This is a genomic window from Paraburkholderia sp. J67, from assembly GCF_905220265.1.
Classification (GTDB): Bacteria; Pseudomonadota; Gammaproteobacteria; order Burkholderiales; family Burkholderiaceae; genus Paraburkholderia.
Map to the genome: position 1 here is coordinate 177,080 of NZ_CAJMZK010000003.1, position 12,088 is coordinate 189,167.

Annotated in this window: 7 protein-coding genes; 2 read left to right on the forward strand and 5 right to left on the reverse strand. The window is 64.0% G+C overall.

All coding sequences use genetic code 11. The features are described from left to right. Positions 1-77: 77 nt before the first annotated feature. Positions 78-773, reverse strand: coding sequence for an aspartate/glutamate racemase family protein (locus U5782_RS07715; protein ID WP_322043235.1), 696 nt, complete (start codon positions 771-773; stop codon positions 78-80). Positions 774-993: 220 nt separating this feature from the next. On the opposite strand from U5782_RS07715, the gene U5782_RS07720 reads away from it, so the two are divergent. Then, the gene (locus U5782_RS07720; RefSeq protein ID WP_322043236.1) at positions 994-2,280 is read left to right on the forward strand and encodes an amidohydrolase family protein; all 1,287 of its coding nucleotides are present in this window, start codon (positions 994-996) and stop codon (positions 2,278-2,280) included. Positions 2,281-2,346: 66 nt separating this feature from the next. Here U5782_RS07720 and U5782_RS07725 read toward each other — a convergent pair whose 3' ends face one another. The 4 genes from U5782_RS07725 to fixL form a co-directional block, all read right to left on the reverse strand. Then, a complete protein-coding gene (locus U5782_RS07725) occupies positions 2,347-4,443 on the reverse strand; it encodes a M3 family metallopeptidase (RefSeq protein WP_322043237.1) in 2,097 nt (698 codons plus the stop codon). Between the two features lie 263 nt (positions 4,444-4,706). Continuing rightward, positions 4,707-5,561, reverse strand: coding sequence for a bifunctional methylenetetrahydrofolate dehydrogenase/methenyltetrahydrofolate cyclohydrolase FolD (gene folD, locus U5782_RS07730; RefSeq protein WP_322043238.1), 855 nt, complete (start codon positions 5,559-5,561; stop codon positions 4,707-4,709). Between the two features lie 313 nt (positions 5,562-5,874). Beyond that, positions 5,875-6,531 carry an oxygen response regulator transcription factor FixJ gene (gene fixJ, locus U5782_RS07735; RefSeq protein WP_322043239.1) on the reverse strand — a complete coding sequence of 219 codons (657 nt, stop codon included), beginning with the start codon at positions 6,529-6,531 and terminating at the stop codon, positions 5,875-5,877. Beyond that, the gene (fixL, locus tag U5782_RS07740; protein WP_322043240.1) at positions 6,528-9,044 is read right to left on the reverse strand and encodes an oxygen sensor histidine kinase FixL; all 2,517 of its coding nucleotides are present in this window, start codon (positions 9,042-9,044) and stop codon (positions 6,528-6,530) included. Before fixL ends, fixJ begins: the two co-directional genes overlap by 4 nt. A 294-nt stretch (positions 9,045-9,338) precedes the next feature. Here fixL and aceE point away from each other — a divergent pair, with 294 nt between their 5' ends. Continuing rightward, complete coding sequence (gene aceE / locus U5782_RS07745) at positions 9,339-12,035, forward strand: pyruvate dehydrogenase (acetyl-transferring), homodimeric type (protein WP_322043241.1); 2,697 nt, start codon at positions 9,339-9,341, stop codon at positions 12,033-12,035. Positions 12,036-12,088 lie beyond the last annotated feature (53 nt).

A 12,088-nucleotide genomic window follows, 5' to 3' on the forward strand; every position in this document is an offset into this window, starting at 1 on the left:
CAGAGCGTTCCAATATGACGCTGGCGACGTCGTATTGGTGCAACTGCCGGGGGCAGGGCGACGGCAGCCTCCATCGATCAACCCATCAGCGCCCAGTCCACCGCCGCCTGCGCATGCAACGCGGTGGTATCGAACACGGGCAACGCGGAATCCTCCGCGCGTATCAACAGCGTGATTTCCGTGCAACCGAGTATCACGCCCTGTGCGCCGCGTGAGGCCAGCGAGTCGATCACGCGCTGATAGACAGCGCGCGACGCGTCCTTCACGACGCCGTGACACAACTCGTCGTAGATGATGTGGTGCACGTCGTCACGCTCATGCGCTTCGGGCACGAGCGCTTCGATGCCATGTACCTCGCGTAGCCGGCCCACATAAAAGTCCTGTTCCATCGTGTAGCGCGTGCCCAGCAGTCCCACGCGCGTCACGCCCGCCGCGCGCAGCGCTGCGCCCGTCGGATCGGCGATATGGAGGAAGGGGATAGAGATAGTCGATTCGATCGACGCGCACACGCGATGCATGGTGTTGGTCGCGAGCAGCACGATATCGGCGCCGCCTTGCTCGAGTTGCCGCGCGGCCTGCGCCATCAGTACGCCTAGCGCGTCCCAGTCGCCCGCGCGTTGCAGGGCTTCGATCTGGGCGAAATCGACCGTTGCCATCAGGCTGCGTGCGTTGTGGTGTCCGCCCAGCCGCGCTTTCATCTGGCTGTTGAGCAGCCGGTAATATTCCGCCGACGACTCCCAGCTCATGCCGCCAATCACGCCGATTGTCTTCATTGCCTGCACCACGAACGGTTGAATTGTCCGCACGAGTATAGGCGTGTGGCCACCGCTGTACAGGTACGGTCGAGGCCGACTGTGACGATACAGCCAGTGCACACATGGCGGACAGTTTTCCTGAAAATAGACGGCTGATTTCTGGCGCCGATAGAATCGACATACCGCGCTTTCGACGCGCCGTCCCGCACTAGAACAAAAGGCCAGCAAGGAGCCGTACATGGACCTCATCATTCGCCGCGCCGTGCTCGCGCATGCGCATCCTGCCGGGCATCCCACGGTCGATATTGGCATCGAAGCGGGGCGTATCGCCGCCGTCGAGCCCACACTCGCGGCGCAGGCGCGCGAGGAAATCGACGCGGCCGGTTCGCTCGTGTCAGCGCCGTTCATCGATGCGCACTTCCATATGGACGCCACGCTCTCTTACGGTTTGCCGCGCGTGAACGCGTCGGGCACGCTGCTGGAGGGCATCGCGCTCTGGGGCGAACTCAAGCCGCATCTCACGCAGGAAGCCCTGGTCGAACGCGCGCTTCAGTATTGCGATTGGGCCGTCGCGCGGGGTTTGTTGGCGATCCGCTCGCACGTCGATGTCTGCGATGCGCGCCTGCTGGCCGTCGAGGCGTTGCTCGAAGTGAAGCGCCGCGTGGCGCCGTATCTCGATCTGCAACTGGTGGCGTTTCCGCAGGACGGTCTGCTGCGCAGCGCGGGCGCGTTCGACAATCTCAAACGCGCGATTGCGATGGGCGTCGATGTCGTAGGCGGCATCCCGCACTTCGAGCGCACGATGGCCGACGGTGCGGAGTCAGTGCGCCTGCTCTGCGAATTCGCGGCGGAAAAGGGCTTGCGCGTCGACATGCATTGCGACGAATCCGATGATCCGCTCTCGCGCCATATCGAAACGCTTGCAGCGCAAACGCATCGTTTGGGCCTGCACGGCCGCGTGACGGGTTCGCATCTCACGTCGATGCATTCGATGGACAACTACTACGCGAGCAAGCTGATACCGCTGATGCGCGAATCGGGCGTTGCGGCCATCGCGAATCCGCTCATCAACATCACGCTGCAAGGGCGCGCCGATACCTATCCGAAACGCCGCGGCATGACCCGCGTGCCGGAGTTGATGGCGGCGGGCGTGACCGTCGCGTTCGGCCATGATTGCGTGATGGACCCGTGGTATAGCTTCGGCTCGGGCGACATGCTCGAAGTCGCGCAGATGGGCTTGCACGTCGCGCAAATGACGGGCGTGGAGGCATCGCGCGCGTGCTTCGATGCGGTGACGGTCAATCCGGCGAAGATTCTCGGCCTCGAAGGTTATGGTGTCGCGCCTGGTTGCGCGGCCAATCTGGTGGTGCTCGACGCGCGTGATCCGATCGAGGCGATCCGTCTGCGCGCGGCGCGCATCGCCGTGGTGAGCCGGGGCAAGGTAGTGAGCCGCCAACCGGCGCAGCGCGCGGCGCTCACGCTCGAAGGGCGGCCTGCGAGCGTCGATTTCAAGCTGCATCGATAAGCACCCGGCAATAAAAAACCGCGCACCTGAGTGCGCGGTTTTGTCGGGCGATCAAGCGCGTTGCGCTTATTGCGCCGGCGGCTGCTCCATGCCGTTATGACGCAGCAGGGCGTCGATGTTCGGCTCGCGGCCGCGGAAGGCCTTGAACGATTCCATCGCCGGGCGGCTGCCGCCCACTTCCAGAATCTCCTTGCGATAACGCGTGCCCGTGGCGGGATCGAGCACGCTCGTCTTCGCGACCTGTGCCGCTTCTTCGAAGGCCGCATAGGCATCGGCGGACAGCACTTCGGCCCACTTGTAGCTGTAGTAACCGGCCGCGTAGCCGCCCGCGAAGATGTGGCTGAAGGTGTTCGGCCAGCGCGAGAACGGCACCTGGGCGATCACGTGATAGCGCTCGTTGATCTCGCGCGCGAGATCGTTCACGGTCTTGCCCTTCGAGGCTTCGAAATCGACGTGCAGCGCCATGTCGAACATCGAGAACACGATCTGGCGCAGCGTGCCCAGACCGCTCTGGAAGTTCTTCGCGGCGAGCATCTTGTCGAACAGTTCGCGCGGCAGCGGCTTGGCCGTTTCGACGTGCGAGGTCATCTCGGTGAGAACGTCCCATTCCCAGCAGAAGTTCTCCATGAACTGCGAGGGCAGTTCGACCGCGTCCCATTCCACGCCGTTGATGCCGGATACAGCCAGCTCGTCCACGCGCGTGAGCATGTGGTGCAGGCCGTGGCCGAATTCGTGGAACAGCGTGATGACTTCGTCGTGCGTGAAGCAGGCCGGGCGGCCGCCCACGGGCGCGGAGAAGTTGCAGGTGAGGTAGGCGACCGGCGTCTGTACGCCGTTCGCTTCGAGCTTGCGGCGCGAGCGCGCGTCGTCCATCCATGCGCCGCCGCGCTTGCCTTCGCGTGCGTAGAGGTCGAGATAGAACTGTGCGATCAGCGTGCCGTCGGCATTTTCGACGCGGAAGAAGCGCACGTCGTCGTTCCAGACCGGTGCGCTGTCGTCGCGGATGCGCACGCCGAACAGCGTTTCCGTGACCTTGAAGAGACCCTTGAGCACGAAGTCTTCAGGGAAGTATTGCTTGACCTCGTTCTCCGAGAACGAATAGCGCTTCTGGCGCAGACGCTCCGCCGCGAACGCCATGTCCCACGGTTCGAGCTGCGTGAGGCCCAGTTCGCTGGCGGCGAATTCGCGCAGTTCCTGCCAGTCCTTCTCTGCGTGCGGACGCGCGCGCGTGGCGAGATCTTCGAGGAAGCTCATGACCTGCGCCGGCGTTTCGGCCATCTTCGGGGCGAGCGAGACCTCGGCGAAGTTGTTGTAGCCGAGCATCTTCGCTTCTTCGGCGCGCAGCTTGAGTTGCTCGTCGACGATGGCGGTGTTGTCCCACTCGGGCTTGCCGCCGCCGTAGACGGGGCCCAGTTCCGAGGCGCGCGTGACATAGGCGCGGTACAGCGTTTCGCGCATCGCGCGGTTTTCCGAGTACTGGAGCACCGGGAAATACGAGGGGAAGTGCAGCGTGAACTTCCAGCCTTCCTTGTTCTCGCGTTCGGCGGCTTCGCGCGCGGCGGCGATCACGTCTTCGGGTAAACCGACCAGATCGGCTTCGCTCGTTGCGTAGAACGCGTAGGCGTTGGTGGCGTCGAGCACGTGGTCAGAGAACGCCTTGGCGAGCGCGGCCTGGCGCTCCTGCAACTCGGCGAAACGCGGCTTCTGGTCTTCGGGCAACTCCGCGCCCGAGAGGCGGAAGTCGCGCAGGGCGTTGTCGAGAATCTTCTTGCGCTCGCTCGTGAGCAACTGGAACGAGTTGTGATTCGTGATGGCCTTGTACTTCTCGTAGAGCGCGAGATTCTGGCCGACGCTCGACCAGAATTCGGTCACGCGCGGCAGATTTTCGCCATAGACGGCGCGCAGCTCCGGCGTGTCGGCGACGGCGTTCAGGTGGCCGATCACGCCCCAGGCGCGCGAGAGCGGCTCGGTGACGCGCTCGACCGGATCGACCACATCGCTCCATTGCGCGGGCGTCATCGGCTGGGCGGCGCGTTCGACGGCGGCGCTGGCGTTCGCGAGCAGCACGTCGAGCGCGGGTGTCACGTGTTCGGGACGGATCTCGCCGAAGCGCGGCAGGCCGGAGAAGTCGAGCAGCGGATTATCGGAGGAAGTAATTGCCATGATGCGTCCTGTTCCTTCTGTCGCGGTTGATTCGCAAGGTGTGGGGCCGGGGGGCGGGCGGCGTGCAGCCCGCGCCCCGATAGATCGGTTATTGGGGCGCAGTGCGCACTTTCCAACCGGGTCATCCAAGCAAATTAACAGAAGTCGGGGTGGGGTGGCGCAATCGGCGCATGATCGGCAAGCTTCAATGCTGCGCACCAAAGCAAAGCGGCCCGCATGGGGCCGCTTTTTTATTACCGCTGGCTGAGAATGCCGCGCTGCGCTTACGCGCCCGCTGCACGCTCCGCGGCTTCGATCGTGTTGACGAGCAGCATGGTGATCGTCATCGGGCCGACACCGCCAGGCACCGGCGTGATGAAGCCGGCCTTCTCCTTCAGACCTGCGAAGTCGACGTCGCCGCACAGCTTGCCGTTGTCGTCGCGGTTCATGCCCACATCGATCACGGTCGCGCCCGGCTTGATCATGTCGCCGGTCAGCACGTTGCGCTTGCCCACGGCGGCCACGACGATGTCGGCGTCGAGCGTGTGCTTCGCGAGGTCGCGCGTCTTGCTATGGCAGATCGTGACCGTTGCGCCCTTTTCGAGCAGCAGCAGCGCCATCGGCTTGCCGACGATGTTCGAGCGGCCGATCACCACGGCGTTCGCGCCTTCGAGGGGAATGTTGTACTCCTCGAACATCTTCATCACGCCGTAGGGCGTGCAGGGGCGGAACAGCGGCTGGCCCGTCATCAGCGCGCCGGCGTTGGCGACGTGAAAGCCGTCCACGTCCTTTTCGGGCGCGATCGCTTCGATCACCTTGTGGCTGTCGATATGCCTGGGCAGCGGCAGTTGCACGAGGATGCCGTGGATCTTCGGGTCGTTGTTCAGTTCGTCGATGCGCTTGAGCAGATCGGCTTCCGAAAGCGTTTCCGGGTAGCGGTCGTACGACGAATAGAGGCCGTTGTCCTCGCACGACTTGATCTTGTTGCGCACGTAGACTTCGCTCGCCGGATTGTCGCCGACCAGCACGACCGCGAGGCCCGGCTGATGGCCGCGTGCGGTGAGGGCGGCGGCGCGCGCGGCGACGTCGGTGCGCAGTTTCTTTGAGAGGGCGTTGCCGTCGATGAGGGTGGCAGTCATGGTCGGTCGAGAATCGAGTGTGGCAAAGCGGGGAGCGCGCCGGCCGGGGCGGGAGGGCGGTTGCACGCACGCCGGGGGTCGTGGACCCAGGCGTCGCGCGCGGCGGGCGCTGCTGCGAAGGCCGATATTATAACCGGCGCGCGGGCGTGACTTGTCGCGTCAGGACAGATCGTCAGCCGGACGAGACAGGAAAGGTGGACGGAAATCGAGTGTAGCGGGTGGGTGCGGACTTGCGCGGCGCCCCGAAGCGAAAGCGGGCGCGCGCGGCAAGCGGCATGGTCGGCACCATCAGGCGTGGGCCCGATGGACGCGATTACTGCTGAGGCTGTTGCGCCTGTTGCGGCTTATTGGAGAGCGCCAGACGGAGCAGGTCGGCGACCGTGTTCACGTTGAGCTTTTCCATGATGTTGGCGCGGTGCGCTTCGACGGTCTTGATGCTGATGCCCAGGTCGTCGGCGATCTGCTTGTTCAGGCGGCCCGCGATGATGCGCTCGAGCACCTGATGCTCACGCGCCGTGAGCTTGCCCAGACGCTCGGCGGCGGCGCGCTGCTGCTGCACGTTGGTGCTCTCGCTGCGCGCTTTTTCCAGCATGCGCTCGACCAGCTTGCGCAGTTCGGCTTCGTCGAACGGCTTCTCGATGAAGTCCATCGCGCCCTTCTTCATGGTCGACACGGCCATCGGCACGTCGCCGTGACCGGTCACGAAGATGATCGGCAGCGAGGCGTTGTCGGCGATCAGGCGCTCCTGCAACTCGAGCCCGCTCATACCCTGCATGCGCACGTCGAGAATCAGGCAGGCGATCTGGCCGGCTTGCTGCGCGGGCTGATAGGCATCGAGGAATTCTTCCGCGCTCATGAAGCATTGAACGCGGTAGCCGTTCGCTTCGAGCAGCCAGCGCAGGGAATCTCGTACGGCCTCATCGTCATCAACGACAAAGACAGTTTCCTGGGTGGTGACTGGGCTGTTCATGGCTCTCCCGTAACGGTTTGTGGAGTCGGTTCGTCGGAGCCGTCCCGCGAGGGATGATCCGAATGGCCGATTGGCAGACTGCAATGGAACGTGGCGCCGCTGATGTGGCCATCTGCTTCGATGTTGTTGACCACCCACAGGCGCCCGCGATGCGATTCGATAATCGAGCGGCAAATATTCAGCCCCATGCCCATACCATCGGACTTGGTGCTGTAGAACGGTTCGAAGAGGCGCTCGGCGGTGGCTTCGTCCACGCCCGGGCCCTGATCCACCACGCTGATGCAGACGTTGCCGCCTTCGCGCTTCACGATTACGCGGATCACCGGGTCGATGGCATTCGGGCGCGCGTCGGCCATGGCTTCGGCGCCGTTCTTCAGAAGGTTGACGAGCACCTGCTCGATCAGCACCGGATCGACGTAGATCACGGGCATGCGCGAGCGCATGTCGGTCACGATGCGGATGCGGCGCTTGCGCGCTTCGATCTCGGCGAGACCCACGGCGTCGGCGACGATGTCGGCCACGCGCGACGCCTGGCGCTTCGGCTCGGAGCGCTTCACGAATTCGCGGATGCGCTTGATGATCATGCCCGCGCGCACGGCCTGCTGCGCGGTCTTCTCCAGCGCGGGCAAGAGGTTCTCGGGCGCGCCGCGGCCCGACTTCACCAGCGCCACCGTGCCCGAGGCATAGTTGTTGATCGCGGCGAGCGGCTGGTTCAATTCGTGCGCGAGCGACGAGGCCATTTCGCCCATCGTCATCAGGCGGCTGGTGAACTGGAGCTTTTCGTCCTGCTGGCGGGCCAGTTCCTGCGCCTGCTTGCGCGTGGTGATGTCGGTCGCGATCTGCATCTGCGCGAGATGGCCGTCCACCCACTGGATGTACTGGCGGCGCACTTCGAACCACTTCTGGATGCCTTCGACGTAGATTTCCTGCGCATCGGCGGCGCTGTCGGTGAGCGCCGTGGCGGGCAGGCCCGCATAGGCGTCGACCATGTCGATCGAGTCCGACGAGGCGCTGGCGGAATCGAAACCGCCGCCGCCCGCCAGTTCCAGATGGCCGTCCGGGCGAATGCCGAACAGGTGCCGGTAGTAGCGGTTTGCAAACAGCAGTTCGGCTTCGTCGGCGGCCAGCACGGAGACGGCCGCGTCGAGGCTTTCCAGCACGGTCGTGAAGCGCTCGTGCGCGGCGGCGAGTTCTTCGCGGGCGCGCTTGGGCTCGGTGATGTCGGTCATCGACGACATCCAGCCGGTCTGGCGCCCCGAGCTGTCGATCAGCGGGGAAACGTACAGGCGCGCATGGAACTGCGAGCCGTCCTTGCGGCGCACGCGCAACTCGAACCCCGAGGAGGGCGCCTTGCCGCGCAGCGTCATGTCGAGCTGGCGCTGCATTTCCGGATAGGCGTCGCGCGGCCAGTACGGGAACGGCGCATTCTTGCCCACCAGATCGCTTTCATCCCAGCCCGTCATGCGACAAAACGCCGGATTGACGTGCGTAATTCGGCCATGCATGTCGAGCACGCGCATGCCGATCAAAACCGAGTTTTCCATCGCGCGGCGGAAGAACGCTTCCGCGTACAGCGCCTGCTGCGCCTCGAAGCGCTGGCGCGTGTGTTTCCACAGGCTCCAGAGGCTCCACAGCACGAAGCACGACAAACCCGCGACCAGCCACACGAGCGTATTGTTCGTGAAGTTGGTCATCTGCGGATACGAGTACACGCGTACCGAGACGCCCTGGCCCGGCGGATCGAGCGGCAGGTCGTAGAAGACGTCGCGCGGCAGGCGTGGGCGCGTCGACGTGGTGGCGAGCTCGCGGTTGTTCGCGTCGAGGATCGTGATCTTGTACTTGGCCGACAGCTCCGGCGGGATGTCGTGCTTCAGGATCCCTTCGACCGAAAACACGGCCGCGATCGAGCCGAGGAATTCGCGGTCGCGGTAGACCGGCGTCTGGAGCGTGATGTAGCCGTTGCCGACATCGTCGTAGATGAGCGGCGAGTAGACCTGACGGCGCGTGGAGCGGGCCTCGGCGAAGGCGGCCTTCACGGCCTCGTCCATCTGCGAGTCGTTGGGCTTGGCCAGACGCTGGCCGAACACCGGCATGGCCGTATTGGGCCAGCGCGGCTCCTGCTGGCTCGTGTACCAGTTCAGGTAAAGGATTTCCGGATGGCCCTGCATGATGTCCGTGGTGGACACCTGGAACGACTGCGGGTCATTGTGGCCGGCGACCAGATCGCGCGCGAGCGCCTGCAATTGCTCCTGCGCGCCGGTCATGGACAGGCGGATCTGTTGCTGGGCCCAGGCCACGTTGCGATAGAGCGTGTCTTCCTGCTGCTGCTGCTCGCGGCGGTTCAGGCTCCAGAGGATCAGGCTCATGACGACCAGGAACACCAGGATCGACAGGAGCGGCGTCAGCAAATAGGAATTCGACCACCAGGGTCCGTGGTGCCAGCGGGACGGCGACGTGTCGCCGGGCGAACCGGGCGGCCGCGCCGAGCGTGCGAAAAGCCGTTCGGTCAACATGGCAAGGATTGTAGCTCAGCGTAAGACACGGAAATGCCGCGAAAAAAGCGATAAATCGCCGATAAACAGGTTCAAACTGGCCGATATCGACACAAGGGCGCGAACGATTCAGCGTGCGCTGCAGCAATTTTTCACATTATAAAATCCCATCCCGCAATTCGAAAATTCCCTTGCGCGAACGACAAGCCGGTCATTACAATCGCCCGCAAAGCTGCTGCGGTCGGCCCGGTCACGTTCCTCGCGTCCGCCCGCATGGTCCGATCAACAGCGTTCCCCTACATCCAGGAGACGAGCATGTCCGCTGTACCCGACGAAGTCCTGAAGTACGTTGCCGCTGACAAGGACGAGGATCCCCAGGAAACCGCCGAATGGCTGGAGGCGCTCGACGGCGTCATCTCGACCGTCGGCCCCGACCGCGCTCACTATCTGATCGAGAAGCAGATCGAATTCGCCCGCGTGCATGGCGAACATCTGCCGTTCTCGGCCAACACCCCGTACATCAACACGATTCCGGTCGTGGCCCAGGCAAAGAACCCGGGCGACCAGGACATCGAGCACCGCATCCGCTCGTACACGCGCTGGAACGCGATGGCCATGGTCCTGCGCGCGGGCAAGCACACCAACGTGGGCGGCCACATCGCCTCGTTCGCGTCGGCTGCCACGCTGTATGACGTCGGCTACAACCACTTCTGGCACGCACCGTCGCCGGAACACGGTGGCGACCTGATCTTCGTGCAGGGCCACTCGTCGCCGGGCGTCTACTCGCGTGCGTTCCTGCTCGGCCGTCTGTCCGAGAACCAGCTCGACAACTTCCGTCAGGAAGTGGGCGGCGAGGGCATCTCGTCGTACCCGCACCCGTGGCTGATGCCGGACTTCTGGCAGTTCCCGACCGTCTCGATGGGTCTCGGCCCGATCATGGCGATCTATCAAGCCCGCTTCATGAAGTACATGCAGGCGCGCGGCATCGTGAAGACCGAAGGCCGCAAGGTCTGGGCCTTCCTTGGCGACGGCGAAACGGATGAGCCGGAATCGCTCGGCGCGATCGGCATGGCCGGCCGCGAGCGTCTGGACAACCTCGTGTTCGTCATCAACTGCAACCTGCAGCGTCTGGACGGCCCGGTGCGCGGCAACGGCAAGATCATCCAGGAACTCGAAAGCGAGTTCCGTGGCGCCGGCTGGAACGTCATCAAGGTCATCTGGGGTTCGCGCTGGGATGCGCTGTTCGCACGCGACAAGTCGGGCGCGCTGATGCGCCGCATGATGGAAGTCGTCGACGGCGAATACCAGACCTACAAGTCGGAGTCGGGCGCGTATGTTCGCGAACACTTCTTCAACACGCCGGAACTCAAGGCGCTGGTCGCCGACTGGTCCGACGACGACATCTGGAACCTGAACCGCGGCGGTCACGATCCGCACAAGATCTACGCGGCGTTCCACGAGGCATCGAACTCCAAGGGCCAGCCGACCGTCATCCTCGCGAAGACGATCAAGGGCTACGGCATGGGCGAAGCCGGTCAGGCGATGAACATCACCCACCAGCAGAAGAAGATGCAGGTGGATCAGCTCAAGAAGTTCCGCGACCAGTTCCGTCTGCCGATCACCGACGAGCAGATCGTCGACGTGCCGTACCTCAAGTTCGAGGAAGGTTCGAAGGAACTCGAATACATGCGCCAGAAGCGCATGGACCTCGGCGGTTACCTGCCGGCTCGCCGTCAGAAGGCCGAGTCGCTGCCGGTGCCGGCGCTCGAAGCATTCGAGCCGCTGCTCAAGGGCACGGGCGAAGGCCGTGAGATTTCGACGACGATGGCGTTCGTGCGTATCCTCAACATCCTGTTGAAGGACAAGGCGATCGGCAAGCGCGTCGTGCCGATCGTGCCGGACGAGTCGCGTACCTTCGGTATGGAAGGTCTGTTCCGCCAGATCGGTATCTGGAATCAGCAAGGCCAGAAGTACGTGCCGGAAGATTCCGACCAGCTGATGTTCTACAAGGAATCGGAAAGCGGTCAGATTCTGCAGGAAGGCATCAACGAAGCCGGCGGTATGTCGGACTGGATCGCAGCCGCGACGTCGTACTCGACGCACGGCGAGACGATGATCCCGTTCTACATCTTCTATTCGATGTTCGGCATGCAGCGTATCGGCGACCTGGTCTGGGCCGCTGGCGACATGCGTTCGCGCGGCTTCCTGCTGGGCGGCACCGCAGGCCGCACGACGCTGAATGGCGAAGGTCTGCAACACGAAGACGGTCACTCGCTCCTGTGGGCGGCATCGGTGCCGAACTGCGTGAGCTACGACCCGACGTTCGGCTATGAACTCGCGGTCATCATGCAAGACGGTCTGCGCCGCATGGTGCAGGACCAGGAAGACGTGTTCTATTACATCACCGTGATGAACGAGAACTACGAGCACCCGGCGATTCCGCAGGGCGAGGCCGTAGCCGCCGACATCATCAAGGGCATGTACGCGTTCCGCAAGGGCGACGCCAAGGCCAAGGGCCCGCGCGTTCAGCTGCTGGGCGCAGGCACGATCTTCAACGAAGTCATCGCCGCCGCTGACCTGCTGAAGAACGACTGGGGCGTCGAAGCCGACCTCTGGAGCGTGCCGAGCTTCACCGAACTGGCCCGTGAAGGTCACGAAGTCGAGCGTTGGAACCTGCTGCACCCGAGCGAGCCGCGCCGCGAATCGCACGTCGAGAAGCTGCTCAAGGGCACGGAAGGTCCGGTCATCGCATCGACCGACTACATCCGCGCGCTGGTCGACCAGATCCGTGGTCTGGTGCCGCGCAAGTTCGTGGTGCTCGGCACCGACGGTTTCGGCCGCTCGGACACGCGTGAAAAGCTGCGTCACTTCTTCGAAGTCGATCGTTACTGGACGACGGTTGCCGCGCTCAACGCGCTGGCCGACGAGGGCAAGATCGAGCGCAAGGTTGTTGGCGAAGCCATCGCCAAGTACAACCTCGATCCGTCCAAACCCAACCCGATGACCGTCTAACGCATCACCCCCTGTGCATTGCGAGCGCGCCTCCCCGAAGCGGGGAGGCGTTC

What these genes read in the sequence shown, in the direction of transcription:
- U5782_RS07720 (WP_322043236.1), top strand. Translation starts at nt 994, where the DNA reads ATGGACCTCATCATTCGCCGCGCCGTGCTCGCGCATGCGCATCCTGCC.
- aceE (WP_322043241.1), top strand. Translation starts at nt 9,339, where the DNA reads ATGTCCGCTGTACCCGACGAAGTCCTGAAGTACGTTGCCGCTGACAAG.
- U5782_RS07725 (WP_322043237.1), bottom strand. Translation starts at nt 4,443, where the DNA reads ATGGCAATTACTTCCTCCGATAATCCGCTGCTCGACTTCTCCGGCCTG.
- folD (WP_322043238.1), bottom strand. Translation starts at nt 5,561, where the DNA reads ATGACTGCCACCCTCATCGACGGCAACGCCCTCTCAAAGAAACTGCGC.
- fixJ (WP_322043239.1), bottom strand. Translation starts at nt 6,531, where the DNA reads ATGAACAGCCCAGTCACCACCCAGGAAACTGTCTTTGTCGTTGATGAC.
- fixL (WP_322043240.1), bottom strand. Translation starts at nt 9,044, where the DNA reads ATGTTGACCGAACGGCTTTTCGCACGCTCGGCGCGGCCGCCCGGTTCG.
- U5782_RS07715 (WP_322043235.1), bottom strand. Translation starts at nt 773, where the DNA reads ATGAAGACAATCGGCGTGATTGGCGGCATGAGCTGGGAGTCGTCGGCG.